At 70.9% G+C, this 25,135-nt stretch carries 26 protein-coding genes; 10 read left to right on the top strand and 16 right to left on the bottom strand.

Features of this window, described 5'->3' with window-relative positions:
- Positions 1-15 precede the first annotated feature (15 nt).
- The 14 genes from WFI16_RS20875 to rpsF all read right to left on the bottom strand — a co-directional run bounded on the left by WFI16_RS20875 (position 16) and on the right by rpsF (position 13,633).
- Positions 16-765, bottom strand: coding sequence for an SDR family NAD(P)-dependent oxidoreductase (locus tag WFI16_RS20875; protein WP_419899784.1), 750 nt, complete (start codon positions 763-765; stop codon positions 16-18).
- Positions 762-2,240 (bottom strand): amidophosphoribosyltransferase, encoded by a 1,479-nt coding sequence (gene purF, locus WFI16_RS20870; RefSeq protein WP_419899783.1) that lies wholly within the window; start codon positions 2,238-2,240, stop codon positions 762-764. Before purF ends, WFI16_RS20875 begins: the two co-directional genes overlap by 4 nt.
- 11 nt (positions 2,241-2,251) lie before the next feature.
- On the bottom strand, positions 2,252-2,809 hold the full coding sequence (locus WFI16_RS20865; protein ID WP_419899782.1) for a CvpA family protein: 558 nt from the start codon (positions 2,807-2,809) through the stop codon (positions 2,252-2,254).
- Between the two features lie 34 nt (positions 2,810-2,843).
- The gene (gene radA / locus WFI16_RS20860) at positions 2,844-4,322 is read right to left on the bottom strand and encodes a DNA repair protein RadA (protein ID WP_419899781.1); all 1,479 of its coding nucleotides are present in this window, start codon (positions 4,320-4,322) and stop codon (positions 2,844-2,846) included.
- 41 nt (positions 4,323-4,363) lie between these two features.
- Positions 4,364-5,290, bottom strand: a complete 927-nt coding sequence (locus WFI16_RS20855; protein WP_419899780.1) for a metal ABC transporter substrate-binding protein — start codon at positions 5,288-5,290, stop codon at positions 4,364-4,366.
- Positions 5,291-5,601: 311 nt separating this feature from the next.
- Positions 5,602-6,375, bottom strand: coding sequence for an ABC transporter ATP-binding protein (locus tag WFI16_RS20850; protein WP_419899779.1), 774 nt, complete (start codon positions 6,373-6,375; stop codon positions 5,602-5,604).
- Positions 6,375-7,157, bottom strand: a complete 783-nt coding sequence (locus WFI16_RS20845) for an MlaE family ABC transporter permease (RefSeq protein WP_419899778.1) — start codon at positions 7,155-7,157, stop codon at positions 6,375-6,377. Before WFI16_RS20845 ends, WFI16_RS20850 begins: the two co-directional genes overlap by 1 nt.
- A gap of 18 nt (positions 7,158-7,175) precedes the next feature.
- Positions 7,176-8,273 (bottom strand): alanine racemase, encoded by a 1,098-nt coding sequence (alr, locus tag WFI16_RS20840; RefSeq protein WP_419899777.1) that lies wholly within the window; start codon positions 8,271-8,273, stop codon positions 7,176-7,178.
- Positions 8,251-9,774, bottom strand: coding sequence for a replicative DNA helicase (locus tag WFI16_RS20835; protein WP_419899776.1), 1,524 nt, complete (start codon positions 9,772-9,774; stop codon positions 8,251-8,253). Before WFI16_RS20835 ends, alr begins: the two co-directional genes overlap by 23 nt.
- 69 nt (positions 9,775-9,843) lie before the next feature.
- The gene (locus WFI16_RS20830; protein WP_419899775.1) at positions 9,844-11,103 is read right to left on the bottom strand and encodes a cyclopropane-fatty-acyl-phospholipid synthase family protein; all 1,260 of its coding nucleotides are present in this window, start codon (positions 11,101-11,103) and stop codon (positions 9,844-9,846) included.
- Positions 11,104-11,295: 192 nt separating this feature from the next.
- A complete protein-coding gene (gene rplI / locus WFI16_RS20825) occupies positions 11,296-11,865 on the bottom strand; it encodes a 50S ribosomal protein L9 (protein ID WP_076960320.1) in 570 nt (189 codons plus the stop codon).
- A 16-nt stretch (positions 11,866-11,881) separates the two neighbouring features.
- Positions 11,882-12,829, bottom strand: a complete 948-nt coding sequence (locus WFI16_RS20820; protein ID WP_419899774.1) for a hypothetical protein — start codon at positions 12,827-12,829, stop codon at positions 11,882-11,884.
- A 48-nt stretch (positions 12,830-12,877) separates the two neighbouring features.
- Positions 12,878-13,156: a 30S ribosomal protein S18 gene (gene rpsR / locus WFI16_RS20815; protein WP_419899773.1), complete on the bottom strand. Its 279-nt coding sequence runs from the start codon at positions 13,154-13,156 to the stop codon at positions 12,878-12,880.
- A gap of 6 nt (positions 13,157-13,162) precedes the next feature.
- On the bottom strand, positions 13,163-13,633 hold the full coding sequence (rpsF, locus tag WFI16_RS20810) for a 30S ribosomal protein S6 (protein WP_419899772.1): 471 nt from the start codon (positions 13,631-13,633) through the stop codon (positions 13,163-13,165).
- Positions 13,634-14,125: 492 nt separating this feature from the next.
- On the opposite strand from rpsF, the gene fabD reads away from it, so the two are divergent.
- From fabD to mltG, 5 genes are all read left to right on the top strand, one after another.
- Complete coding sequence (gene fabD, locus WFI16_RS20805; RefSeq protein ID WP_419899771.1) at positions 14,126-15,082, top strand: ACP S-malonyltransferase; 957 nt, start codon at positions 14,126-14,128, stop codon at positions 15,080-15,082.
- Between the two features lie 34 nt (positions 15,083-15,116).
- Positions 15,117-15,854 carry a 3-oxoacyl-[acyl-carrier-protein] reductase gene (gene fabG, locus WFI16_RS20800; protein ID WP_076958185.1) on the top strand — a complete coding sequence of 246 codons (738 nt, stop codon included), beginning with the start codon at positions 15,117-15,119 and terminating at the stop codon, positions 15,852-15,854.
- A gap of 130 nt (positions 15,855-15,984) precedes the next feature.
- On the top strand, positions 15,985-16,224 hold the full coding sequence (locus tag WFI16_RS20795) for an acyl carrier protein (RefSeq protein ID WP_076958170.1): 240 nt from the start codon (positions 15,985-15,987) through the stop codon (positions 16,222-16,224).
- 45 nt (positions 16,225-16,269) lie between these two features.
- Positions 16,270-17,553, top strand: a complete 1,284-nt coding sequence (fabF, locus tag WFI16_RS20790) for a beta-ketoacyl-ACP synthase II (RefSeq protein WP_419899770.1) — start codon at positions 16,270-16,272, stop codon at positions 17,551-17,553.
- A gap of 160 nt (positions 17,554-17,713) precedes the next feature.
- Entirely contained in the window at positions 17,714-18,694 is a 981-nt protein-coding gene (gene mltG, locus WFI16_RS20785) for an endolytic transglycosylase MltG (protein WP_419899769.1), read from the top strand.
- 213 nt (positions 18,695-18,907) lie between these two features.
- On the opposite strand, the gene WFI16_RS20780 is transcribed toward mltG, so the two are convergent.
- Positions 18,908-19,699: an SDR family NAD(P)-dependent oxidoreductase gene (locus WFI16_RS20780; protein WP_419899768.1), complete on the bottom strand. Its 792-nt coding sequence runs from the start codon at positions 19,697-19,699 to the stop codon at positions 18,908-18,910.
- Between the two features lie 38 nt (positions 19,700-19,737).
- On the opposite strand from WFI16_RS20780, the gene WFI16_RS20775 reads away from it, so the two are divergent.
- From WFI16_RS20775 to WFI16_RS20765, 3 genes are read left to right on the top strand one after another with little or no spacing between them, the layout of a single operon-like run.
- A complete protein-coding gene (locus WFI16_RS20775) occupies positions 19,738-20,631 on the top strand; it encodes a YicC/YloC family endoribonuclease (protein ID WP_419899767.1) in 894 nt (297 codons plus the stop codon).
- Positions 20,628-21,257: a guanylate kinase gene (gene gmk / locus WFI16_RS20770; RefSeq protein ID WP_419899766.1), complete on the top strand. Its 630-nt coding sequence runs from the start codon at positions 20,628-20,630 to the stop codon at positions 21,255-21,257. Before WFI16_RS20775 ends, gmk begins: the two co-directional genes overlap by 4 nt.
- A gap of 19 nt (positions 21,258-21,276) precedes the next feature.
- Positions 21,277-22,194, top strand: a complete 918-nt coding sequence (locus WFI16_RS20765) for an AEC family transporter (RefSeq protein ID WP_419899765.1) — start codon at positions 21,277-21,279, stop codon at positions 22,192-22,194.
- 134 nt (positions 22,195-22,328) lie between these two features.
- On the opposite strand, the gene WFI16_RS20760 is transcribed toward WFI16_RS20765, so the two are convergent.
- Positions 22,329-22,604, bottom strand: coding sequence for an usg protein (locus tag WFI16_RS20760; RefSeq protein ID WP_419899764.1), 276 nt, complete (start codon positions 22,602-22,604; stop codon positions 22,329-22,331).
- A 303-nt stretch (positions 22,605-22,907) separates the two neighbouring features.
- Here WFI16_RS20760 and groES point away from each other — a divergent pair, with 303 nt between their 5' ends.
- Both groES and groL read left to right on the top strand, forming a co-directional pair.
- Positions 22,908-23,198 carry a co-chaperone GroES gene (gene groES / locus WFI16_RS20755; RefSeq protein WP_040612562.1) on the top strand — a complete coding sequence of 97 codons (291 nt, stop codon included), beginning with the start codon at positions 22,908-22,910 and terminating at the stop codon, positions 23,196-23,198.
- A gap of 66 nt (positions 23,199-23,264) precedes the next feature.
- Positions 23,265-24,911 carry a chaperonin GroEL gene (gene groL / locus WFI16_RS20750; protein WP_419899763.1) on the top strand — a complete coding sequence of 549 codons (1,647 nt, stop codon included), beginning with the start codon at positions 23,265-23,267 and terminating at the stop codon, positions 24,909-24,911.
- Positions 24,912-25,135 lie beyond the last annotated feature (224 nt).

The following is a 25,135-nucleotide window of genomic DNA, read 5'->3' as shown; positions in this document are numbered from 1 at the left end:
CCCCCCCAGGGCAGGTCAGCGGCCGAACGGCACCGTGGCGCCGTGCCGCGTCTCGGCCGGCAGGCAGAGGGCGGCGAGCGCCGGCGCGACATCGGCCGGCTGGGCGACCGAGTCAGGATCCTCGCCGGGCATGGCCTGGGCGCGCAGCTTGGTCGCCACCACGCCCGGGTCGAAGAGGTTCACCCGCAGCGGGGTGTGCTCGACCTCCTGCGCCCAGGTCTGCACCAGATGCTCCATCGCCGCCTTGGAGGCGCCATAGGCCCCCCAGAAGGCCTTGGGCTGCTGCACGCGGCTGGTGGTGACGAAGACGGCGCGGCCGGCGGGGGCCGCGCGCAGCGGCGGGTCGCAGGTGCGGATCAGCCGCCAGGCGGCGGTCAGGTTGGTGCCGATGACATCGGCCCAGTCGCGCGGGGTGATATGCGCGACCGGGGTCAGCGCGCCCAGCGCGCCTGCGTTGTGCACCAGGATGTCGAGCCGGCCGAAGCGCTCCACCAGGGAGGGGCCGACCATGTCGATCTTGTCGGCGTCCTTGACCAGGTTGAAGGGCAGCAGGGTGGACTGGCCGCCGGCCGCGCGGATGGCGTCGTCGGTCTCCTCCAGCCCGCCCTGGGTGCGGGCGACCAGCACGCAATGCGCGCCAAGCCGCGCCAGCTCGCGCGCCGTCGCGGCGCCGATGCCGCGGCTGGCGCCGGTGACCAGGGCGACCTGGCCGGCAAGCGGGCGGCCGGTGTCTAGACCGGCCTCCGCCGTGGCGGCCTGGCTCACTGGCCGTTGGCCGCCAGCAGGGCGGGGACGCGTTCCGGATGGTCGACCAGGTCGGTCAGCGGGATGGCATAGTCGCCGGTGAAGCAGGCGTCGCAATAGCCGGGATTGGCGCCGTCGCGCCCGTCGCGGCCGAGCGCCCGGTAGAGGCCGTCCAGCGAGATGAAGGCGAGGCTGTCGGCGCCGATGATGCGGGCCATCTCCTCGACATCGTGGTTGGCGGCCAGCAGCTTGGTCCGCTCCGGCGTGTCGATGCCGTAGAAGCAGGAATGCGTGGTCGGCGGCGAGGAGATGCGCATATGCACCTCCTTGGCGCCGGCCTGGCGCACCATCTCGACGATCTTCTTCGAGGTGGTGCCGCGGACGATGGAATCATCCACCAGGATCACCCGCTTGCCCTCGATCATCGGCCGGTTGGCGCTGTGCTTCAGCTTGACGCCCAGATGCCGGATCTGGTCGGTCGGCTCGATGAAGGTGCGGCCGACATAGTGGTTGCGGATGATGCCGAGCTCGAAGGGGATCTTCGCCTCGTTGGCATAGCCCATCGCCGCCGGCACGCCGGAATCCGGCACCGGCACGACCACGTCAGCCTCGACATGGCTCTCGCGCGCCAGCTCCTCGCCGATGCGCTTGCGGGTCGTGTAGACCGGCGTGCCCTCGACCACCGAGTCGGGGCGGGCGAAGTAGATGTATTCGAAGATGCAGAAGCGGTTCTGCGTGCGGCCGAAGGGCTTGATGCTGCGCAGGCCGTTGTTGTCGATGACGACGATCTCGCCCGGCTCGATGTCGCGCACGAAATCGGCGCTGACGATGTCGAGGGCGCAGGTCTCGCTGGCCAGCACATAGGCGCCGCCCTCGCCGCCGATGCGGCCGAGCACCAGCGGGCGCACGCCCATCGGGTCGCGCGCGCCGATCATGGCGCCGTCATGCAGGCCGACCAGCGAATAGGCGCCCTGCACCTGCTTCAGCGCGTCGATCAGCCGATCCACCACGCTGGCATAGAGGCTGATGGCGATCAGATGAATAAAAACCTCCGAATCGGAGGTGGCCTGGAAGATGCAGCCGCGGCGGACCAGGGCGCGCTTCAGCGTCGAGGCATTGGTCAGGTTGCCGTTATGGGCGACGGCCAGCCCGCCGAACTCGAAATCGGCGAACAGCGGCTGGACGTTGCGCAGCGCCGTCTCGCCGGTGGTGGCATAGCGGTTGTGGCCGACGGCGCAGCGCCCCTTCAGCCCGGCCATGACCTTGGCGTCGCCGAAGATGTCGCCGACCAGGCCGAGGCCGCGATGCGCGTGGAACTTGCCGGGCTCGGAGAGGGTGACGACGCCGGCCGCCTCCTGGCCGCGATGCTGCAGGGCATGCAGGCCGAGCGCCGTCAGCGCCGCCGCATCGGTCGCGTTCCAGACGCCGAAGACGCCGCATTCCTCATGGAAGCCGTCGTCATCGTCCCGGGAGGGGTCATGGGGCAGGGGGTGCATCGGCGTCCTCGTTACCGGCCTCGGGCCGGGGGTCGCAGCAGCTCGTCCATGCTGGGCATGCTGCTCTGCGGCAGGTCTGGAAGTCGGGGGCGATACTCCGGTGGCAGCCGGGAGACAAGCATCGCTGCCGCCCCGGCCGTCATCGGCAGGCTTCGTGCCTCGCGCACCGGTTCGGGCCAACGGTCGACGGCGGGCAGGAACAGTCCGCCCACGATATAGGTGAGGACGACCAGGAAAGCACCCCGAACCAGGCCGAAGACCATGCCGAGCGCGCGATCCAGCCCCCCGAGGACCGAGGCCCGTACCTTGCCGGCGAACCAGCCGATCAGCAGCTTGAGCACGACCAGCGCGACGATGAAGGCGGCGGCGGCGGCGATCAGCTCGGCCAGCCAGGGCGGCTGGATATGCTCGGCCAGCAGCGGCGACACGGCCGGCAGCGCGGTGATAGCGAACAGCACGGCGCCGATCCAGGCGCCGACGCCCAGCACCTCGCGCACCAAGCCGCGGAAGAAGGCGATGAGCGCCGAGAGGGCGAGCACCGCGAGGACAATGCCGTCCACCCAGGTCATCGGCGCCAGCCTATAGCCAAGCGACGGGCCGGTGTCACGCCTCGCCCGCAGGCTCCGGCGCCTTGCGGCGCGGCGTGTCCCGGGCGCCACCCTCGCCCTCGGCGCGGGCCGGCTTCGGCTTGGCCGCCGCGGCGGCGGCGGCGAGCGGCGCCACCAGGTCGGCCAGGTGCCCGATCTCGGTCAGCTTCAGCCCGTCATGCGCCGAGGCGGCGCGGCCGGGGCGGGAGACGCGGCGCGGCAGGGTGGCCGCCGAGAAGCCCAGCTTGGCCGCCTCGCGCAGCCGCGTGTCGGTCTGCGCCACCTGGCGGATCTCGCCGGAGAGGCCGATCTCGCCGAAGAACACCATCTCCGGGTCGGTCGGCCGGTCGGTGGCCGCCGAGACCAGGGCGGCGGCGACGGCCAGATCGGCCGCCGGCTCGTTCACCCGCAGCCCGCCGGCGATGTTCAGATAGACGTCGTTCTGGCCGAGGCTGACCCGGCAGCGCGATTCCAGCACCGCCATCAGCATCGCCAGCCGGCCGGAATCCCAGCCCACCACCTGCCGTCGCGGCGAGCCACCGGAGGGCGAGGGCGACAGCAGCACCTGGATCTCGACCAGCACCGGCCGGGTGCCTTCCATCCCGGCAAAAACCGCACTTCCAGAAATATTGCCGCGCCGCTCGGCCAGGAACAGGGCGGAGGGGTTGGCCACCTCCATCAGCCCGCGATCGGTCATCTCGAAGACGCCGATCTCGTCGGTGGCGCCGAAGCGGTTCTTCACCGCGCGCAGGATGCGGAACTGGTGGCCGCGATCGCCTTCGAAATACAGCGTGGCATCGACCATGTGCTCCAGCACGCGCGGGCCGGCCAGCGTCCCCTCCTTGGTGACATGGCCGACCAGCACCACGGCGAAGCCGCGCGTCTTGGCCAGCCGGGTCAGCTCGGCGGCGCAGGCGCGCACCTGGCTGACCGTGCCGGGGGCGGCGTCCAGGCTGTCCAGCCAGACCGTCTGGATCGAGTCGATGATGACGAGCGTCGCCTCCTTCTCCTCCTCCAGGCTGGCGGCGATGTCGCGGAGACTTGTGGCGGCGGCGAGGCCGAGCGGGCTGTCGGTCAGCCCTAGCCGCAAGGCGCGCAGCCGCACCTGGTCGATCGCCTCCTCGCCCGAGATGTAGAGGACGCGCTTGCCGGCATTGGCGATGCGCGCCGCCGCCTGCAGCAGGATGGTCGACTTGCCGATGCCCGGATCGCCGCCGACCAGCACCACGCTGCCCGGCACGAAGCCGCCGCCCAGCACCCGGTCGAGCTCGGCCATGCCGCTCTCGGTGCGCGGCGGCGGCGCGGCGCGGCCCTTCAGGCTGACGAAGTCGATCTTGCGGCCGCCGGCGGACTTGCCGGCCGGGCCGGGGGCGCGGATCTCGGGCTGCTCCTCGGCGATGGTGTTCCATTCGCCGCAGGTCTCGCAGCGGCCCTGCCACTTCGAGGTGACGGCACCGCAATTCTGGCAGACGAAGCGGGCGGAGGGTTTGGCCATCCGCCCGGTCTAGAACAAAGCCGGTACGCGCGGAAGGGGCGTCAGCCGGCCTCGCCCTTCATCGCCGGCACCAGCAGCCCGACATTGTGCCGGAACATCGCCTCGTAGGTGGCCGCCGGCCCGCCCTCGGCCGAGAGCGCATCCGAGAACAGCCGGCCGCGCACCCGCACATTGGCCTCGGCCGCCAGCCGGTCGAGCAGCGCCGGGTTGGTCATGTTCTCGATGAAGACGGCGGTGATGCCCTCGGCCTTCAGCTGCCGCGCCAGGCCGGCCACCGCGCGGGCGCTCGGCTCGCCCTCGGTGCTGACGCCCTGCGGCGCGCGGAAATCGACGCCATAGGCGGCGGCGAAATAGCCGAAGGCGTCGTGGCTGGTCACCACCTTGCGCCGCGCCTCCGGCACGCTCGCCACCTGCTGCCGCACCCAGCCATCCAGCGCCGCCAGCCGCCCGACCAGCGCCTCGGCATTGGCGGCATAGAGCGACGCGCCCTCCGGATCGGCCGCGCTCAGCCCGGCGGCGATGTTGCGCACATAGGCCTGGCCGTTCTTCAGGTCCTGCCAGGCATGCGGGTCGGCCACCGCCTCGCCCGGCTTGCCGTGGCTGTGGCCGTGGCCATGATCATGCCCGCCCGCCATCCGCCGCGGGGTGATGCCGGCGCTGGCGACCACGCTCGTCACCTTGCCGCCGGCCGCGCCCAGCAGCCGGTCCAGCCAGGGCTCGAAGCCCAGCCCGTTGCGCACCACCAGCTGCGCCTCGCGCAGGGCGGCGACGTCGGAGGGCCGCGGCGAGAAGCTGTGCGCATCGGCATCCGGCCCGACCAGCGCCCGCACCGCGACCCGCTCGCCACCCACCTGCCGCACCAGATCCGCCAGGATCGAGAAGGACGCCACCACCCGCAACGGTGCCGCCGCGCGCGCCTGGGTCGCCGCGAGCAGGAAGGGGGTGAGCAGGAGGGAGCGGCGGAGCATGGGCGAGCACTCTCAAATTCGGTATGTTATAGTGTTTCAGATAGGCTTCCTAGAAAAGGGAAGCAAGGGAAGACAGAGGCAGGCCAGGGGAATGAATTCCCCTGGACCCCATCTTTTTTCTGATCACCGGCCGTCACGCGACCCGCGCGTCGCCAGGGCATCACGGCGGGACACACTTATGAAAACAGCGCAACCTCAAAGGTCGCTCTGCTGACTGGCCGTTTCACGTCCCGTCTCCACGTGGAGGCGGCAGCAATCGCAGAAAAAAGAAGGGGGTCTGGGGGAATTCATTCCCCCAGCCTGCCCGGCCCTTACTTCCGCAATTCCATCCCGATCGGACCTTCCCGCTCGCCGCGCGCGAACTGGTCGACCATGGCATTGCCCGTCTGGCCCAGCGCGGCGGCGGGGCCGGTCCAGACCATGCGGCCCTTGTGCAGCATCGCCGCCGTGTCGCCGATGCGGCGGGCGCTGGCCATGTCGTGGGTGATGGAGACCGCCGTCGCGCCCAGCTTCTTCACGCAATCGACGATGAGGCCATCGATCACCGCGCCCATGATCGGGTCGAGGCCGGTGGTGGGCTCGTCGAAGAAGATGATCTCGGGCTCGGCGGCGATGGCGCGGGCCAGGCCGACGCGCTTCTGCATGCCGCCCGACAGCTCGGAGGGGGAGAGGTCGCCGACGCTGGCGGCCAGGCCGACCTGGGCCAGCACCTCGGCCGCCTTGTCGCGGGCCTTGGCGCGGGTGATGCGCTTCTGCGCCAGCAGCTTGAAGCAGACATTCTCCCAGACGGGCAGGCTGTCGAACAGCGCGCCGTTCTGGAACAGCATGCCGATGCGGTCGTTGAGCGCCTCGCGCTCGCGGCGCGGCATCGCCAGGATGTCGCGGCCGTCGATCTCGATGCTGCCGGCATCCGGCGTGATCAGGCCGAGGATGCACTTGATCGTCACCGACTTGCCGGAGCCGGAGCCGCCGAGGATGACCATGCCATGGCCGGCGGCGACGTCGAGGTCGACGCCATCCAGCACCGTCTTGGCGCCGAAATGCTTGGTCAGGCCGCGCAGGCGGATTTTCGGGGTGTCGGTCATCAGCCGAAGAACATCTCGGTCAGAACATAGTCCAGCGCCAGGATCAGGATCGAGGAAGACACCACCGCGGCCGTGGTGGCGCCGCCGACGCCCTGCGCGCCGCCGCGGCTGTTGTAGCCGTGGTAGCAGCCCATCAGGGTGATGACGAAGCCGAAGACGGCGGCCTTCACCAGGCCGGAGATCACGTCCTCGGCCTGCATGAAGTTCAGCGTCGAGGCCAGGTAGGTGGTCGAGCCGAAGCCCAGCTTGGTGGTGCCGACCAGCCAGCCGCCCATGACGCCCAGGATATCGGCCACCACCACCAGCAGCGGCATGGCCAGCGTGCCGGCCAGCAGCCGCGGCGCGACGAGGTATTTCATCGGGTTGGTCGACAGCGTGGTCAGCGCGTCGATCTGATCGGTGACGCGCATGGTGCCGATCTCGGCGGCGAAGGCGGCGCCGATGCGCCCCGCCACCATCAGGCCGGCCAGCACCGGGCCGAGCTCGCGGGTGATGGACAGCACCACGACGTTCGCCACGGCGCTCTCGGCGCCGAACCGGGAAAAACCGGAATAGGATTGGAGGGCCAGCACCATGCCGGTGAAGATCGCGGTCAGCGACACCACCGGCAGGGAGAAATAGCCGATCTCCAGGAAGGCGCGGCCGAAGAGGCGCGGATAGAAGGGCGGCCGCAGGATATGCGAGACGCCGTCCAGCGCGAAAAGCGCGATGGCGCCGACCGAGCGGCAGGCGCCCAGCACGCCGCGGCCGATGGCGGCCAGGACATTCAGGATCAGGGTCAAGTCAGCGGGCCTGCAGCGTCATGCGGGGGAATGGCGACGCCGGTAGCGGGCGCCCAGCGAGGTCAGGATCTCATAGCCGATGGTGCCGGCCAGCGCCGCCAGCTGGTCCGGGGTCTGGGCCGGGCCGATCAGCTCGGCCATGCCGCCGACCCGTGCCGCGGGGGCGTCGGTGACGTCGATCGTGATCAGGTCCATCGAGACCCGGCCGACCAGGGGTGCTGCCTGGCCGTCGACGAAGCCAGTGCCGCGGCCGGAGAGCGCGCGGAGATAGCCATCGGCATAGCCGGCGGAGATCGTCGCGATGCGGCTGGCGCGGCTGGCGGTCCAGGAGGCGCCGTAGCCGACCGTGGTGCCGGGGGCGATCTCGCGGATCTGCAGGATCGGCACCAGCAGGCGCATCACCTGGCGCATCGGATTGGCCTGGCCCGGGGTCGGGTTGATGCCGTAGAGCGCGCAGCCCGGCCGCGCCAGATCGGAGGCGAAAGCCTCGCCGAGGAACAGGCCGGCGGAATTGGCGAAGCTGGCGGGCAGGCCCGGCAGCGCCGCGCGGACGGCGGCGAAGCGCTCGGCCTGCCGCGCGGTCAGCGGGTGGCCGGGCTCGTCGGCGCAGGCCAGGTGGGTCATCACGTAGCACAGGCCAAGGGAAGAAAGGTCGCCGGCGGCGGCCAGCTCGGCGGCGTTGAGGCCGAGGCGCTCCATGCCGGTATCGACATGCAGGATGGCGCCGGTCAGGCCGGTGGCGCGGGCGGCGGCGATGTCAGCCGGGCCGTTCAGCACCGGGGTCAGCGCCGCGCCGGCATCGGCACCCGGCGGAAAGCCGCCGAGCACCGCGATCATCGGCCCGGCGCCGAGCGCGGCGCGCAGGGCGACGCCTTCGGCGAATTGCGCCACGAAGAAATGCCGGCAGCCGGCCTCGGCCAGGGCGCGCGCGACCGGCGCCGCGCCCAGGCCATAGGCATCGGCCTTGACCACGCCGGCGACCGGGCCGCCGGGATGGCGGGCCGAGAGGTCGCGCCAATTGGCGACGATGGCGCCGAGATCGACCAGCAGCTCCGCCTCGGGGGCCGAGGCCAGGGCGCGCGCCGGAAGAAGGTCAGTAATCACTGCCGCCGCCATGCATGTCCCCATGGGTGATGTCGAGGTCGCCGAAGCGGGTGAATTCCGCCTCGAAGAACAGCGGGATGGTGCCGGTGGGGCCGTGGCGCTGCTTGGCGACGATCAGGTCGGCGCGGTTGTAGGCCTTTTCCATCCGCTCCTTCCAGCTCGCCAGCGCGGTCTCGTACTTGTCGGCGCTGTCGAAGTTGGTGTTCTTCGGCTCCTGCATCTTCAGGTAGTAGTCGTCGCGATAGACGAACATGACCATGTCGGCGTCCTGCTCGATCGAGCCGGATTCGCGCAGGTCCGACAGCTGCGGCCGCTTGTCCTCGCGGTTCTCGACCTGGCGCGACAGCTGCGACAGGGCGATGACCGGCACCGCCAGCTCCTTGGCCAGCGCCTTCAGGCCCTGGGTGATCTGGCTGATCTCCTGCACCCGGTTCTCCGGGCGGGAGCCGGCGGCGGGGCGCATCAGCTGCAGGTAGTCGACGACGATCAGGCTGAGGCCCTTGGTGCGCATCAGCCGGCGGCAGCGGGTGCGCATGGCCGAGATGGTGATCGCCGGGGTGTCGTCGATGAACAGCGGCAGGCGGGCCAGGTCGCGGCTGACCTCGACGAACTTGTCGAAGTCGCGCTGCTGAATCTCGCCGCGGCGGATGCGGTCGCCGGAGACCCGCGATTCTTCCGAGAGCAGACGGGTGGCGAGCTGGTCGGCGCTCATTTCCAGCGAGAAGATGGCGCAGCCGCCGCGCGGCACGGCGCCGGGGCCGTGCTCGTCCTCGGCGCTGCGCAGCAGCGACTTGGCGGCGCCGAAGGCCACCTTGGTGGCCAGCGCCGTCTTGCCCATGCCGGGGCGGCCGGCGAGGATGATCAGGTCGGAAGGGTGCAGCCCGCCGGTCTTGGCGTCGAGGTCGCGCAGGCCGGAGGGCAGGCCGGAGACGCCGCCGCCATGGGCGAAGGCCTTCTCCGCCAGGTTCACCGCATCGGTCAGGGCGCGGTTGAAGGTGACGAAGCCGCCTTCCGAGCCGCCATCCTTGGCGAGCTCGAAGAGGGCCTGCTCGGCGGCCTCGAGCTGTTCCTTGGCGGCGAGCTCGGCCTCGGCGCCGAAGGCGCGGTTGACCACGGTCTCGCCCAGGTCGATCAGCTGGCGGCGCAGCCAGGCGTCGTGGATGACCTTGCCGTATTCGCCGGCATTGATGATGCCGACCATGGCGCCGAGCAGCTCGGCCAGGTAGCCGGTGCCGCCGACCTCTTCCAGGATGCCGGAATGCTCGAACTCGGCGCGCAGCGTGATGGCGTCGGCGAGCTGGCCGGCCTCGATGCGGCGCTGGATCGAGGCGAAGATGCGGCCGTGGACGGCGTCGGCGAAATGCTCGGGCGCGAGGAATTCCGAGACGCGCTCATAGGCCTTGTTGTTGGACAGCAGGGCGCCCAGCAGCGCCTGCTCCGCCTGGCGGTTGAAGGGGGGTTGACGCTGCGAGAGAGTGAGCAGCCCTTCGCCGGGCGGGTTGACGCTGTTCATGCGGCGCAATCTAGCCCGCCCGCCCCCTGGGCGGGAGGGGTTGAAATGTAGCTGGCCGTGGCAGCGCTGTCACAAGATGGGAGATCCAAGAACCTCAGCTTCTTGGTGGGGGTCCAGGGGGCAAGGCCCCCTGGCCTCGGCCTGGTGGATGTAATCCCGCGTCAGTGGCAAGGCATCGACGGCTTTGGTCAGCTGGATCTGCCAGTTCATATGTCCCATGCGCCGGAAGGCCAGCTCCGACCCCACCAGGTAGAATTCGAACATGCGGCAGAAGCGCTCGTCATAGAGCGACTGGATGGCGTCGCGGTTGGCGGCGAAGCGGCGGCGCCAATGGGCGATGGTCTGGGCGTAGTGGAGGCGCAGGATCTCGATATCGGTGGTCCAGAGCCCGGCCTTCTCGACCTGCGGCAGCACTTCCGACAGGGCCGGCGAATAGCCGCCGGGGAAGATGTATTTCGCCAGCCAGGGATTGGTGCTGCCCGGCCCGTCGCTGCGGCCGATGGCATGGACCAGGGCGACGCCCTCCGGCTTCAGCGCCGCGTGGATCTTGCGGAAGAAGGTGCGGTAGTGGTCGATGCCGACATGCTCGAACATGCCGACCGAGACGATGCGGTCCATGGGCCGGGACCAGTCGCGGTAGTCCATCAGCTCGAAGCGGACCTGGGCCGAGAGCCCGGCCTCGGCGGCGCGCGCCCGGGCCGCCTCGAGCTGCTCGGTGGAGAGGGTGATGCCGGTGACGCGGGCGCCATGCGCGCGTGCCAGGTGCAGCGCCATGCCGCCCCAGCCGCAGCCGATGTCGAGCACCTCGAGCCCCGGCCGGTCCAGGTGCAGCTTGGCGGCGATGTGGCGCTTCTTGGCCTCCTGCGCCTCCTCCAGCGTCTCCTGGCCGGTCGGGAAATAGGCGCAGGAATACTGCCGGTCGCGGTCGAGGAAGAGGGCGTAGAGCCGCCCGTTCAGGTCGTAATGGTGCGCCACGTTGCGGCGCGCGCGCCCGGCCGGGTTGAGCTGGTCGAGGCGGCGGCGCAGCCAGCGCAGCTTCTCCATCAGATGCTCGCCGGGATGGCCGAACTGCATCAGGTTCAGCGCCAGCAGGTCGGTGACCTCGTAGAGGCTGCTGTCCATCGGCACCAGCTCGCCCGCCATGTAGCCCTCGCCGAAGGCCAGGCCGGGATTGGTGACCAGGCGGCGCTCGGCGCGCGGGGTGCGGATGTCGAGGCCGGCGGCGGGACCGTCGGTGGCGCCGCGATAGACCCGGCGGGTGCCGTCGGGATAGCGGACGGTGAGCGTCCCGCGCCGGATCATGCGGGACAGGATGCGATCGAACAGCATGGTCCGAGCCCCTGATCATCTCCACGGATGATCAGCTTCGGACTCTGTCATCAGCCTGTCCACTCACGCGGCGGGGAGGCGTGGCCGGCGTCGTGCATGCCAGATCCGCATGAAAAAGGCGTCCCCCCGAGGGAGGGACGCCTGATTCGCTTCCGACCTTCCCAGGGAGCACGAGGCCCCCTGGAGACAGGATCAGTTCTCGCTGGCAGCGCCCAGCTCGGACAGCTCGGCGGCCAGCTCGGCCTCCAGGCTCTCTTCCTCGGCCTGCTGCTCGGCGCGGACGTCCTCGCCACGGGCCTGCTTCTCGGCTTCTTCCGGGGAGCGGGCGACGTTGACGGAGACCATCAGCATCACTTCCGGATGCAGCGCGACCTTCACCGGGGTGACGCCCAGGGTCTTGATCGGCTGGTCCAGCAGGATCTGGTTGCGGGCCAGCGTCAGGCCGGCGTCCTTGCAGACGTCGGCGATGTCGCGGCTGGAGACGGAGCCGTAGAGGCCGCCCGACTCGCCCGCCTGGCGGATGATGACGACGGTCAGGCCGTCCATCCGCTCGGCGACGCGCTCGGCTTCCTCGCGGCGCTTCAGGTTCTGCGCCTCGAGCTGAACGCGCTCGCGCTCGAAGCGGGCCAGGTTCTCCTGGTTCGCGCGGATGGCCTTGCCCTGCGGAAGCAGGAAGTTGCGAGCGTAACCCGGGCGGACCTTCACCAGCTCGCCCATCTGGCCGAGCTTGTCGACCCGCTGCATCAGGATGACTTCGATCATCGGTGTAACCCCGATCTCACATGTTGGCGGGCGGGTTGTTGCGGCGCCCGTACTGTTCGAGGAGGCCGAGCGCCACGAGAATCAGGGCGCCCGGCAGGCTGAAGACGAGAATGAGGACGTAGAGCAGGATCAGCAGCGGCAGCCGGGCCGAGAAGCCCGCCAGCCGGGAATGCATGGCCGCCAGGCCCTGCAGCACCAGCGGCACCGCCAGGACCAGGCAGAGCGACAGCGGCAGCAGCTCGGCGGCCGGGTCGGCCAGCAGCCAGAGCAGCCCGGCCAGGGCCGGCAGCGCCGGGTACCAGGCCGGCAGCCGCGCCGCGCGCCAGGCCGGATCGGCCGCCAGCGCCAGGCCGCGCCGCTGCAGGAAACCCTGCGCGCCCGCGGCATTGGCCAGCAGCGTCAGCCCGACCCAGAGCGCCAGCGCCGCGGCCTGCAGCCGGACGATCTGGTGCAGCACCGCCTCCGGCACCTCGGCGCCCATGCGGGCGAGGCCGGTGGTGATGGCGTCGCGCAGCAGCGCCTCCAGCCCGCCCTCGTTGCTGGCCAGCAGGCTGGCCAGGACGAGGAGGAGGGCCGGCCAGATGCCGAGCAGCGCCAGCGGCAGGCCGAGCGACAGCCGCGCCATCCCCGGACCCGCCGGCGGCGCTGCGTCCCGCAGCCCGGTGCCCAGCAGCAGCAGCGCCGGCCCGCCATAGAGGGCGAGCCAGAACAGCAGCGGCACGACACCCGGCGTGGTCAGCAGCAGCGCCAGGCTGGCGATCGCGACGGCGATGGCGAGCGACGCCTTGCCGAAGCCGAGGCCGGCCAGGAAGAGCGGCATCGGCGCGAGCCAGAACAGGCCCATGCCGCCGGGCACGCCGCGGAAGGCGGCCAGCGCGGCCAGCGCCGAGACGAGCCCGCCCGCCGCCCCCGCCAACAGGCGAGGATCGTCGGTCAGGCCGAACCGGGGCTGCCCCGCTGCCATCTTCCGTCCCTGGATCCGTGCTCTAGAATCCGTTCCCGTCCGCTGCGCTCAGTCGTTGATGACGTAGGGCAGCAGGGCCAGGAAGCGGGCGCGCTTGATGGCGTTGGCCAGCTCGCGCTGCTTCTTCCCCGACACGGCGGTGATCCGGGAAGGGACGATCTTGCCGCGCTCGCTCAGGAAGCGGGAGAGCAGGCGCACGTCCTTGTAGTCGATCTTCGGCGCGTTCGGGCCGGAGAAGGGGCAGGACTTGCGGCGGCGGTAGAACGGCCGGCGGGCGCCCACGGCGGGGCGGCGGGCGGCGATGTTCACATCGGTCGATTCGGACATGGGGGATTACTCCTCGCCGCCAGCGTTGTCGCCTTCGTCGCGGGGACGGGCGCGGTATTCCTCACGATCGTCGTTCCGCTCGCGGCGGCCCGAGGAGAAGCGGCCGGCGGCCGGACGCGGGCCGCGGAAGCCGCGGTCACGCTCGCGGTCGTCGCCACGCTTGGCGAGGATGGCGGAGGGGTTCTCGTCGATCGTCTCGATGCGCAGCGTCATGTGACGCAGCACGTCCTCGTTCAGGCCGAGCTGACGGGCGACTTCCTGCTCGGCGGCGGACGGGCAGTCGAGACCGAGGAGCATGTAGTGCCCCTTGCGGTTCTTCTTGATCCGGTAGGCCAGGCCGCGCAGGCCCCAGTATTCGCGCTTCTTCACCTCGCCACCGGCTTCGGTGACGATGGCGGCGATCTGGTCGGTGATGGTCTCGACCTGCTGCTGGGTCAGGTCGTTACGTGCGATGAGCACGGTCTCATACAAGGGCATGGGGTCTCCCTGTGGCTGTCTCAGCCCAGGCGACACCGGCACCATGCCGGCGGCACGCAAACGGGCATAGCCGGGCGCGATGCCTCGCGCGCCCGGCAGGGGAGCGCGGCTTGAACCATAAAGCGTCCGCAGCGGCAACCAGTTTGTGCCCGGCTGCATGCCCGGGGCCGGGTGCCGCCCGACGGCCGCTCCGCAGCCACTCTATAGATAGGGCCCAGCCTCCGCTCGGAGCGGGCGGCGGGACCGGCCGGAAGGCCGCGAATCCGGCGGTGCCGGGCGGCGGGAAGCCCCCCTCGGCGCCGCTCCATTGTTGACACCGGGTGAAGGCCCCATTACCCCGCCCGCCGTTGCGGCCGCATGGCCCGCCCGCCGTCGCGTCGCCCCCCGGGGCGCCGCCACGCGCCGGAAGCGGGCGACGCCGGCCGATCCGAGATCCGTCCGACCCCTGCCGCGGCCCAGGCCGCCAGACTTCCCGAGGAAAGCCGCACCGCCATGCCGATCGCCTTCGTCTTCCCCGGCCAGGGTAGCCAGGCCATCGGCATGGGCCGCGAGCTGGCCGCAGCCTTCCCGGCCGCCCGCGAGGTCTTCGAGGCGGTCGACGAGACGCTGAAGCAGAACCTGTCGCGGCTGATGTTCGAAGGCCCGATCGAGGAGCTGACGCTGACCGCCAATGCCCAGCCGGCGCTGATGGCCGTCAGCATGGCGGTGATGCGGGTGCTGGAGCAGGAGGGCGGCTTCGACCTGAAGTCCAGGGTGGCCCTCGTCGCCGGCCACTCCCTCGGCGAGTACAGCGCGCTGGCCGCGGCGCAGAGCTTCGACGTGGCGACCGCCGCCCGCCTGCTGCGGCTGCGCGGCGAGGCGATGCAGAAGGCGGTCCCCGCCGGGCTCGGCGCCATGGCGGCGCTGCTCGGCGCCGAGATGGCCCAGGCGCAGGAGATCTGCGCCCGCGCCGCCGAGGGGCCCGAGGGCGAGAGCCAGGTGGTCGAGGCGGCCAACGACAATGGCGGCGGCCAGGTGGTGATCTCCGGCCACCGCGCCGCGGTCGAGCGCGCCGTGGCGCTGGCCAAGGAGGCGGGCATCAAGCGCGCCATGCTGCTGCCGGTCTCCGCCCCCTTCCATTGCGCGCTGATGGCGCCGGCCGCCGATGCCATGGCCGAGGCGCTGGCGCTGGCCGAGCTGCGCCCGCCGCTGGTGCCGGTGATCGCCAATGTCACCGCCGCCAAGGCGACCGACCCGGTCGAGATCCGCGACCTGCTGGTCCGCCAGGTGACCGGCACGGTGCGCTGGCGCGAATGCATCGGCAGCATGCTGGAGCTCGGCTGCGACCGCTTCGTCGAGATCGGCTCCGGCAAGGTGCTGAGCGGGCTGATGAAGCGCCTCGCCCCCGAGGCGCAGGCGCAGACGGTCGGCACGCCCGCCGAGATCGAAGCCTTCCTGGCCTCGGTCTGAGCGGCTGATTTTTCCCAGCGATAGGAGGGCGAGCATGTTCGGACTCGACGGCAAGGTGGCGCTGGTGACCGGCGCCACGGGCGGCATCGGCGCCGAGATCGCCCGCGCGCTGCACGGCCAGGGCGCCAAGGTCGCGCTGTCCGGCACCCGGCAGGAGAAGCTGGAGGCGCTGGCCGCCGAGCTGGGCGAGGGCGTGCTGGTGGCGCCCGCCGACCTGTCCGACCCGGCGGCGCCGCAGGCGCTGGTCGAGAAGGTCGAGGCCGAGCTGGGCCGGCTGGACATCCTGGTCAACAATGCCGGCTTCACCCGCGACGGCCTGGCCATGCGGATGTCGGACAAGGACTGGTCGGACGTGATCGAGGTCGACCTCGCCGCGCCGTTCCGGCTGGCGCGCGCCGCCATGCGCGGCATGATGAAGCGCCGCTCCGGCCGCATCGTCTCGATCGCCTCCATCGTCGGCACCACCGGCAATCCGGGCCAGGCGAACTATGCCGCGGCCAAGGCCGGGCTGATCGGCATGAGCAAGTCGCTGGCCCAGGAACTGGCCAGCCGCGGCATCACCGTCAACGTGGTGGCGCCGGGCTTCATCCGCACGCCGATGACGGATGCGCTGAACGAGCAGCAGAAAGCCCGGCTGATGGAGCGGATTCCGCTCGGCCGCATGGGCGAGGCTACTGATATTGCCGCGGCGGTTGCCTATCTGGCATCCGACGCGGCCGGTTGGGTGACGGGCGCGACCCTCCATGTGAATGGCGGGATGGCGATGACCTGAAACAGGCGAGCCGGGAAAATGGGAAATCTGTTCCCCGGCTTGCTTCCATGTTAATGCCGCGCGGGCCGAGGGTGGGGATTGTCCCCGCACCGGGGCGCGGCAACGGTTACAAGCAGGAGAGACTCGGGCGATGAGCGATACCGCCGAGAAGGTGAAGAAGATCGTTGTCGAGCATCTCGGCGTCGAGGAAGCCAAGGTGACCGACACCGCGTCGTTCATCGACGACCTGGGCGCCGACAGCCTCGACACCGTGGAGCTGGTGATGGCCTTCGAAGAGGCCTTCGGCGTCGAGATTCCGGACGATGCCGCCGAGAAGATCACGACCGTCAAGGACGCGATCGACTACATCGAGGCGCAGAAGGCCGCCTGAGGCCTTGCATCCGCGCCACCCAGGGGTGCCGAGGGGAGATAACGCTTGTTCGATTCTCTGACGACGCCGCGCCGCGTCGTCGTCACCGGGATGGGCATCGCTAGCCCGCTCGGCGTCGGCGTCGCCCATGTGTGGCAGCGGATGCTGGCAGGCGAGAGCGGCATCGGTCCGATCCGCCTGTTCGATGCCAAGGACCTGCCGGCGCAGATCGCCGGCGAGGTGCCGACCGGTCCCAAGGCCGAGGGGAAGCTCGACTTTGCCGAGTGGATCCCGGTCAAGGACCAGAAGAAGATGGACCGCTTCATCCAGCTTGCCCTCGTGGCGGCGACGGAAGCGGTCGAGGATTCGGGCTGGACCCCCGAGTCGGAGGAGGATCGCTGCGCCACCGGCGTGATGATCGGCTCCGGCATCGGCGGGCTCCCCACGATTGCCGAGAACGCCCAGCTGGTGTCCTCCGGCAAGGCGCGGCGCCTGTCGCCCTTCTTCATCCCCTCCGCCCTGATCAACCTGGCCTCCGGCCATGTCTCGATCAAATACGGCTTCAAGGGGCCCAACCACGCGGTGGTCACCGCCTGCGCCACCGGCGTGCACGCGCTGGGTGACGCGGCCCGCCTCATCGCGCTCGGCGATGCCGATGTGATGGTGGCCGGCGGCGCGGAAGCCGCGATCTGCGACATCGGCATGGCCGGCTTCGCCGCCGCCCGCGCCCTGTCCACCGGCTTCAACGACCGGCCGAGCGAGGGCTCGCGCCCCTGGGATGCCGGGCGCGACGGCTTCGTCATGGGCGAGGGCGCCGGCGTTCTGGTGCTCGAGGAATACGAGCACGCCAAGAAGCGCGGCGCCAAGATCTATGCCGAGGTCATCGGCTACGGCATGTCCGGCGACGCCTACCACATCACCGCGCCGGCGGAGGGCCATGACGGCGCCTACCGCGCGATGAAGGCGGCGCTGAAGGATGCCGGGATCACCCCGGACCAGATCCAGTACGTCAACGCCCACGGCACCTCGACGCCGCTCGGCGACGACCTGGAGCTGGAGGCGGTGGAGCGGCTGTTCGGCGATGCCGGCAAGCAGCTGGCCATGTCGTCGACCAAGTCGGCGATCGGCCACCTGCTGGGTGCGGCCGGCGCGGTGGAAGGCATCTTCTCGGTCCTCGCCCTGCGGGACCAGGTGGCGCCGCCGACGCTGAACCTGCACGAGCCCTCGCGCTCGAGCGTGATCGACCGCGTCGCCCTCGAGGCGCAGCCGCGCAAGATGGAGATCGCGCTGTCGAACAGCTTCGGCTTCGGCGGCACCAACGCCTCGATCCTGTTCCGCAAGGCGCCCTGATCCGGGCCTGCTGACGATCCAGGGGGCGCCCACCGCCCCCTGGACGGATTCCCGCTGAGGGGATCCACCCCAGCCGCCGGCTCCTCCGGGACCGGCCGGCAGGCGGCCCTGGGAGACCCCCGGCGGCCGCCCCGCTTTCCCCCGAGATAAGGGCCTCCCGATGCGCAGGCTGCTGCGGATGCTGCTGCTGCTGGTCCTGCTGGCCGGGCTTGCCGCCGGCGGCGCTGCCTGGTGGGGCTGGCGCGCCTATCAGGAAGCCGGGCCGCTGGCCGCCGACACCCCGATCGTCGTGCCGCGCGGCGGCACCGAGCAGATCGGCACGATGCTGGCCGAGCGTGGCGTGCTGCGCGACACCCGGGTCTTCGCCGCCGCCACCTGGCTGACCCGCCAGGCCGGCCCGCTGCGCGCCGGCGAATACCTTTTCCCCGCCGGCGCCTCGGTCGAGCAGGTGCTCGCCGTGCTGCGCACCGCCCGCCCGGTGCAGCGGCGCCTGACCCTGCCCGAGGGGCTGAACGCCCGGCAGATGGCCGCGCTGATCACCCAGGCCGAGGGGCTGACCGGCGACACCCCCGCCTTCGCCGAGGGCGAGCTGCTGCCCGAGACCTACAACTACCTCTGGGGCGACAGCCGCGCCGTGCTGGTCCGCCGCGCCGGCGCCGCCATGCGCGAGACGCTCGACCGTCTCTGGAAGGAGCGTGCCGAGGGCCTGCCGCTCTCCTCGGCCCGCGAGGCGCTGGTGCTGGCCTCGATCGTCGAGCGCGAGACCGGGCAGAAGGAGGAGCGCGCGCATGTCGCGGGCGTCTTCATCAACCGGCTGAAGCGCGGCATGATGCTGCAATCCGATCCGACGGTGGCCTATGCCGCCGCCGATGGCGGCACGCTGGAGCGGCCGCTGTCGCGCGCCGACCTGGAGCGCGACCACCCCTTCAACACCTACCGCATCCGCGGCCTGCCGCCGGGCCCGATCGCCAGCCCCGGCGTGGAGGCGATCCGCGCCGTGCTGCAGCCGATGGACACCGACGACCTCTATTTCGTCGCCGACGGCACCGGCGGGCACGCCTTTGCCCGGACCCTGGAAGAGCACAACCGCAACGTGGCGCGGTGGCGGGCGATCGAGCGGGCGAAGGCCGGGGGGCAGTAGGCCAGGTGAAGGCCAGGGGGAATGAATTCCCCCTGGACCCCCATCTTTTTTCTGCGGTGACTGCCGTGTCCAGGTGGAGACGACGGGTAAAAACGGCCAGTCGGCAGCGCGACCTGCGAGGGCGCGCTGAGCGCAGGTCCCTGAACGGCCGGTGATCAGAAAAAAGATGGGGTCCAGGGGAATTCCTTCCCCTGGCCTGCCTCTGCCTTCTCTTCAGACCTTCTCCGCCACCGGCTTTGCCGGCACCCGCGACGCCAGCCAGGCCCGGAGGCCGAGCGGCAGGGCCCCGGCAATCCGGGAGATCGCATAAGTCGGCCAGGGATAGGCAATGCGGGTGCGGCCGGCGGCCAGCCCGTCCAGGGTGCGGCGGGCGGCCTCCTCGGGTTCCAGCATGAAGGGCATGGGGAAGGCGTTCACCGCCGTCATCGGCGTGCGGATATAGCCCGGGCAGATGGCGTGCAGGCGCAGGCCACGGGCGCGTTCGGTGGCGTCCGTCGCCTCGGCCCAGTTCTGGACGGCGGCCTTGCTGGCGCAATAGGCGGCGGCGCCGGGTGCCGCGACGAAGGCGGCGACCGAGGCGACCACGCCGACCTGGCCGCGCAGGCCGCGCGAATCGGGCGGCTGGGCAGCCATCTTCTGCATCGCCGGCAGGGCGGTGTTGAGCACGCCCTGCACATTGGTGGCGAAGATCGCCTGCACCTGGTCCATCGGCTCGCTCTGCCCGCCGGTGCCGCCGGAGATGCCGGCATTGGCGATCAGCAGGTCGAGCCCGTCCATGGCGGCGATCCAGGCGCCGCAGGCGGCCGCGTCGCGCACGTCGAGGGCCTGTTCCATCACGCTGGCGCCCCGGGCGCGGCAGGCGGCGGCGCTGGCGGCCAGCCGGCCGGGGTCGCGGCCAGCCAGATGGAGGGTGACGCCGGGGCCGGCGCAGGCCTCGGCCAGGGCGCGGCCGAGGCCGGAGGAGGCGCCGGTGATGGCGATACGGCGCCAGGGTCTGCTCGCCATGCCTTGCATCCTGCTGCGGAGGGGGAGAGAAGCCGGACATGGCTCTCTCCTCGATGACCGGATTTGCCCGCCAGGCGGGCACCCTGCCGGATGGCACGGGTTTCGTGTGGGAATTGCGCAGCGTCAACGGGCGCGGCCTGGATGTGCGGCTGCGGCTGCCGCCCGGGCTGGACCGGCTGGAGGCGCGGCTGCGCGAGGCGGCGGCGGCGCGGTTCCGGCGCGGCAATATCTCCGCCACGCTGACCCTGAAGCGGGAGGAGCGGGCGGCGCGGCTGACCCCTGACCCGGCGACGCTGGAGCAGGCGATCGCCCTTCTGGTCGAGGTCGCGGCGCGCATCCCCGGCTGCCCGCCACCACGGGCCGAGGCGGTGCTGGCCCTGCCCGGCGTGCTGCGCGCCGAGTCGCAGGCCCCGGCCGAGGAGGAGGAGGGCGCCAAGCACGCCGCCCTGGCCGCCGGCTTCGACGCGGCGCTTGTCGCTCTGGCCGAGTCGCGCGCGGCGGAGGGCGACAAGCTGGCCGCCATCCTGGAGACGCTGCTGGCCGAGATCGCGGCGCTGCGGGAGGCCGCCCTGGCCGAGGCGGCGGCGCAGCCGGCGGCGCATCGCGCCCGGCTGCAGGCGGCGCTGGCCGAGCTGCTGGAGGGCGAGCACCGCGTGCCCGAGGAGCGGCTGGCCGCCGAGGTGGCGCTGCTGGCGCAGAAATCCGACGTGCGGGAGGAGCTGGACCGGCTCGGCGCGCATGTCGATGCGGCGCGCGCCCTGCTGGCGCTGCCCGAGGCGGTCGGCCGGCGGGTGGAGTTCCTGGCCCAGGAATTCGGCCGCGAGGCCAATACGCTGGGCGCCAAATCGGCCAGCCTGGCGCTGACCCGGCTTTCCCTCGACCTCAAGGCCGCGATCGAGCGGCTGCGCGAGCAGGCGGCGAACATCGAATGAGCAACGAGACCAGACGCGGCCTCTGCCTGGTGCTGGCGGCGCCGTCGGGGGCGGGGAAATCCTCGGTCAGCCGGGCGCTGCTGGCGCAGGAGCCGGCGCTGAAGCTGTCGGTCAGCGCGACGACGCGGCAGCCGCGGCCGGGCGAGGAGGAGGGGGTGCACTACTTCTTCCGCGGCATGGACGAGTTCCTGGCCATGGAAGCCCGGGGCGAGATGCTGGAGTCCGCGGAAGTCTTCGGCCGGCGCTACGGCACGCCGCGCGCCCCGGTGGAGGCGGCGCTGGCGGCCGGGCAGGACGTGCTGTTCGATATCGACTGGCAGGGGCATCTTCTGCTGCAGCAGGCGCTGCCGGGCGACGTGGTCGGCGTCTTCCTGCTGCCGCCGAGCCTGGAGGAACTGGAGCGGCGGCTGCAGGGCCGTGGCCAGGATTCGGCCGAGGAGATCGCCCGCCGCATGCAGGCGGCGCGCGACGAGATCAGCCACTGGCAGGATTTCGGCCATGTGCTGGTGAACGAGGAATTCGACGCGACGGTCGGCGCGGTGCGCGCCATCCTGCAGGCGGCGCGCTGCGCCCGGCCGCGCCAGCCCTGGCTGGAAGGCTTCGTCGGCGGGCTGCTGCGGCCCTGATGCGGGGCCAGCCCGGCTGATGGAGACGCTGCTCACCGTCGTCGCGCCGATCTTCCTGCTGATCGGCATCGGCTATGTCTCGGCGCGGCGGCGCTGGATCTCGGAGGCCGGGCTGACCGGCATGACCGATTTCGTCTTCCGCCTGGCGATGCCCTGCCTGCTGATCAACGGCGCCACCACGCCGCATCCGAATGCCGGGATGACCGCCTTCGCCTTCTTCGCCGGGTGCCTGGCGACCTATGCGCTGGCGCTGGCGATGTCGGGCCTGGTGCTGCGGATGCGGCTGGCCGAGGGCGGGACCTTCGCGCTGAACACCGCCTTCGGCAACACGGCGATGATCGGCGTGCCGCTGGTGCTGGCGGCCTATGGCCAGGCCGGGCTGTCGCAGATGCTGGCCATCGTCGGGCTGCATTCGCTGATCCTGCTGCCGATCGGCACGGTGGTCGGCGAGATCGCCCACAATGCCCGCGCGCCGCTGCTGGCGATCCTGAAGGCCACCTTCCTGTCGGTGCTGAAGAACCCGATCGTCATGGCGGTGCTGATCGGGCTGGTGGTCTCGCTGTCGGGGGTGCCGGTGCCGCCGGTGGCGCGGCGCTTCCTGGAGATGACCGGGCTGGCCGGGCCGCCGGTGGCGCTGTTCTGCCTGGGTGCCAGCCTGATCGCCTTCAATGCGCGGCGCGACTGGCCGGAGGCGCTGCTCGGCTCGGCGCTGAAGCTGCTGCTGATGCCGGCGCTGGTCTGGCTGGTCTGCCGGCTCTGCGGCCTGTCGCCGCTGATGACCGCGGTGGCGGTGCTGGCGGCCGGCATGCCGACCGGCGCCAATGCCTTCTTCCTGGCCCGCCGCTATGCCGCCGGGGCCGATCGCTCGGGGGCGACGGTGCTGCTCTCGACCATCCTGTCGGTCGGCACGCTGGCGGTGCTGCTCGCCATCCTGTGAGGCGCCGCCGGGCGGCGGGCGGTTGAAGCCGCCCGCTTTCGACCTTTCATACAGCGCAGCCGCGCGGCAGCTGCTACAGTGACGCCGCGGGGCGGCTCATCCGATGAAGCCGCCGGGCGGCCCCGGCATGCCGCTCAGTGCAGGGTGAACTCGCCGCCGCCATAGCGGAATTCGGCGGGCCGGGTCAGCGCGCTGGAGGCGACGCGGACCGAATGCAGCGGGCCGTGGATCTCACGCTGCCAGAATTCCAGGAAACGGTGCAGCTCGGGGAAGCCGGGCGCATGGTCCAGCTTCTGCCACAGGAAGCTCTGCAGCAGCCCCGGATGGTCCGGCAGGTGGTAGAGAATTTCCGCGGTGGTCAGGCGCCAATCCGGGATGCGGACGAAGGCTTGGATATCCCGCAACAGCATGCGCGCTCCTCTTGGCCAGGCCCGGGACCGCCTGCGGGCTGGCACCCGGCCGGGCTGGCCGGACACGGAACCCGCGTCCCAGGCGCTTCGCAGCATCGCATGCGGGGGCTGGGGACGCGCAAGAAAAACTGCGATTTCAGTGACTTGGCACTCAGTTGCAGAGAGTGCTGCTCAGCGCTTGACGACCTTCGCGGGGCATCCTAGATCGTCAGCACTCGCCCGTGGTGAGTGCTAACAAGGCTCACCTATCGGGTGGGGCAACCGTCGCTGAATGCGCCAGATAGGGCGTCAGGAGAGGGTCTTATGAAGTTTCGTCCCCTGCATGATCGCGTCGTCGTCCGCCGGCTGACCGCCGAAGAGAAGACGGCCGGTGGCATCATCATCCCCGACACCGCGAAGGAAAAGCCGATGGAAGGCGAGATCGTCGCCGTCGGGTCCGGCGCGCGCAACGAGCAGGGCGTCGTCGTCGCCCTGGACGTCAAGGTCGGTGACCGCGTGCTGTTCGGCAAGTGGTCGGGCACCGAAGTGAAGATCAGCGGCGAAGAGCTGCTGATCATGAAGGAATCCGACCTGATGGGCGTGATCGCGGCCTGATTTCCCGGGCAACCGGATCAGATCTGCGGACTCCCGTTTTCCACCTGAACAGACGAGGTAACTATCATGGCTGCTAAGGACGTTAAGTTCGGCGCCTCCGCCCGTGAGCGCATGCTGCGCGGCGTGGACATCCTGGCCGACGCCGTCAAGGTGACCCTGGGCCCGAAGGGCCGCAACGTGGTCATCGACAAGTCCTTCGGCGCCCCGCGCATCACCAAGGACGGTGTGACGGTCGCCAAGGAAATCGAGCTGGCCGACAAGTTCGAGAACATGGGCGCGCAGATGGTGCGCGAAGTGGCCTCGAAGCAGAACGACCTGGCCGGCGACGGCACCACCACCGCCACCGTGCTGGCCCAGGCCATCATCCGTGAGGGCGCCAAGGCGGTTGCCGCCGGCCTGAACCCGATGGACCTGAAGCGCGGCGTCGACAAGGCTGTCGCCGTCATCGTCGAGGACCTGAAGTCCAAGACCCGCAAGATCACCACCTCCGCCGAGGTCGCCCAGGTCGGCACGCTCTCCGCCAATGGCGAGCGCGAGATCGGCGAGATGATCGCGACCGCGATGGAGAAGGTCGGCAACGAGGGCGTCATCACGGTCGAGGAAGCCAAGGGCATCCAGACCGAGCTCGACGTCGTCGAGGGCATGCAGTTCGACCGCGGCTACGTCTCCCCGTATTTCATCACGAATGCGGAGAAGATGATCGCCGAGCTCGAGAACCCCTACATCCTGATCCACGAGAAGAAGCTGTCCCAGCTGCAGCCGATGCTGCCGCTGCTGGAGACGGTGGTGCAGTCGGGCCGCCCGCTGATCATCGTGGCCGAGGATGTCGAGGGCGAGGCCCTGGCCACCCTGGTCGTCAACAAGCTGCGCGGTGGCCTGAAGATCGCCGCCGTCAAGGCGCCGGGCTTCGGTGACCGCCGCAAGGCCATGCTGGAAGACATCGCCATCCTGACCGGTGGCCAGGTGATCTCCGAGGATCTCGGCATCAAGCTCGAGACCGTCACGCTGCAGATGCTTGGCCAGGCCAAGACCGTCCGCATCGAGAAGGAGAACACCACGATCGTCGACGGCGCCGGCTCCAAGGACGACATCCTGGGCCGCGTGGAGCAGATCAAGGCGCAGATCGAGGAGACCTCCTCGGACTACGACCGCGAGAAGCTGCAGGAGCGCCTGGCGAAGCTGGCCGGTGGCGTCGCCGTCATCCGCGTCGGCGGCTCGACCGAGGTCGAGGTGAAGGAGCGCAAGGACCGCGTCGACGACGCGCTGCATGCGACCCGCGCCGCCGTCGAGGAAGGCATCGTCCCGGGTGGCGGCGTGGCGCTGCTGCGCGCCTCGCTGAAGCTGGCCGAGCTGAAGGGCGCCAACAACGACGAGCAGGTCGGCGTCGAGATCGTTCGCCGCGCCATCGCCGTGCCGCTGAAGCAGATCGCCGAGAACGCCGGCAAGGACGGCGCCGTCATCGCCGGTGAGGTCCTGCGCGACGCGACCTACGAGTACGGCTACGACGCGCAGCTCGACGAGTACAAGAACCTGGTCGAGGCCGGCATCATCGACCCGACCAAGGTGGTTCGCACCGCCCTGCAGGACGCGGCCTCGATCGCCGCCCTGCTGATCACGACCGAGGCGATGATCGCCGAGCGTCCGGCCAAGGCGGCGGCTCCGGCCGGCGGCCCGGGCGGCATGGGCGGCATGGGCGGCGACATGGACTTCTGATCTCCCCGGGAGGTCGGGGGCTGCCGCTCTCCTCCTGAGAGCGGCGGCACCGGCCTCTCACAGGGATCGGGATTTCGGGGAGGGGCGGTCCGCAAGGGCCGCCCCTTCTGCGTTGCGGCCAGCGGGCCACGCCACCGGCCGCCAGCCGCGGGCGGGGCCGGCCGGCTCGGCAATGTTGCAGCGCAGTGCAGCGACGCTTCGTTGCGGAATCGATCGTGAACCGG

It is taken from the genome of Roseomonas sp. USHLN139, assembly GCF_037145735.1.
Classification (GTDB): domain Bacteria; phylum Pseudomonadota; class Alphaproteobacteria; order Acetobacterales; family Acetobacteraceae; genus Pseudoroseomonas.
Note: the sequence above shows the minus strand (reverse complement) of the source record. Positions and strands in the feature narration are given on the sequence as shown.

Excerpts from the sequence above, each read along its gene's own strand:
- purF (WP_419899783.1), bottom strand. The coding sequence starts at position 2,240 with ATGCACCCCCTGCCCCATGACCCCTCCCGGGACGATGACGACGGCTTC.
- WFI16_RS20865 (WP_419899782.1), bottom strand. The coding sequence starts at position 2,809 with ATGACCTGGGTGGACGGCATTGTCCTCGCGGTGCTCGCCCTCTCGGCG.
- radA (WP_419899781.1), bottom strand. The coding sequence starts at position 4,322 with ATGGCCAAACCCTCCGCCCGCTTCGTCTGCCAGAATTGCGGTGCCGTC.
- WFI16_RS20855 (WP_419899780.1), bottom strand. The coding sequence starts at position 5,290 with ATGCTCCGCCGCTCCCTCCTGCTCACCCCCTTCCTGCTCGCGGCGACC.
- WFI16_RS20850 (WP_419899779.1), bottom strand. The coding sequence starts at position 6,375 with ATGACCGACACCCCGAAAATCCGCCTGCGCGGCCTGACCAAGCATTTC.
- alr (WP_419899777.1), bottom strand. The coding sequence starts at position 8,273 with ATGGCGGCGGCAGTGATTACTGACCTTCTTCCGGCGCGCGCCCTGGCC.
- WFI16_RS20835 (WP_419899776.1), bottom strand. The coding sequence starts at position 9,774 with ATGAACAGCGTCAACCCGCCCGGCGAAGGGCTGCTCACTCTCTCGCAG.
- WFI16_RS20830 (WP_419899775.1), bottom strand. The coding sequence starts at position 11,103 with ATGCTGTTCGATCGCATCCTGTCCCGCATGATCCGGCGCGGGACGCTC.
- rplI (WP_076960320.1), bottom strand. The coding sequence starts at position 11,865 with ATGATCGAAGTCATCCTGATGCAGCGGGTCGACAAGCTCGGCCAGATG.
- WFI16_RS20820 (WP_419899774.1), bottom strand. The coding sequence starts at position 12,829 with ATGGCAGCGGGGCAGCCCCGGTTCGGCCTGACCGACGATCCTCGCCTG.
- rpsR (WP_419899773.1), bottom strand. The coding sequence starts at position 13,156 with ATGTCCGAATCGACCGATGTGAACATCGCCGCCCGCCGCCCCGCCGTG.
- rpsF (WP_419899772.1), bottom strand. The coding sequence starts at position 13,633 with ATGCCCTTGTATGAGACCGTGCTCATCGCACGTAACGACCTGACCCAG.
- fabD (WP_419899771.1), top strand. The coding sequence starts at position 14,126 with ATGCCGATCGCCTTCGTCTTCCCCGGCCAGGGTAGCCAGGCCATCGGC.
- fabG (WP_076958185.1), top strand. The coding sequence starts at position 15,117 with ATGTTCGGACTCGACGGCAAGGTGGCGCTGGTGACCGGCGCCACGGGC.
- WFI16_RS20795 (WP_076958170.1), top strand. The coding sequence starts at position 15,985 with ATGAGCGATACCGCCGAGAAGGTGAAGAAGATCGTTGTCGAGCATCTC.
- mltG (WP_419899769.1), top strand. The coding sequence starts at position 17,714 with ATGCGCAGGCTGCTGCGGATGCTGCTGCTGCTGGTCCTGCTGGCCGGG.
- WFI16_RS20780 (WP_419899768.1), bottom strand. The coding sequence starts at position 19,699 with ATGGCGAGCAGACCCTGGCGCCGTATCGCCATCACCGGCGCCTCCTCC.
- WFI16_RS20775 (WP_419899767.1), top strand. The coding sequence starts at position 19,738 with ATGGCTCTCTCCTCGATGACCGGATTTGCCCGCCAGGCGGGCACCCTG.
- gmk (WP_419899766.1), top strand. The coding sequence starts at position 20,628 with ATGAGCAACGAGACCAGACGCGGCCTCTGCCTGGTGCTGGCGGCGCCG.
- WFI16_RS20765 (WP_419899765.1), top strand. The coding sequence starts at position 21,277 with ATGGAGACGCTGCTCACCGTCGTCGCGCCGATCTTCCTGCTGATCGGC.
- WFI16_RS20760 (WP_419899764.1), bottom strand. The coding sequence starts at position 22,604 with ATGCTGTTGCGGGATATCCAAGCCTTCGTCCGCATCCCGGATTGGCGC.
- groES (WP_040612562.1), top strand. The coding sequence starts at position 22,908 with ATGAAGTTTCGTCCCCTGCATGATCGCGTCGTCGTCCGCCGGCTGACC.
- groL (WP_419899763.1), top strand. The coding sequence starts at position 23,265 with ATGGCTGCTAAGGACGTTAAGTTCGGCGCCTCCGCCCGTGAGCGCATG.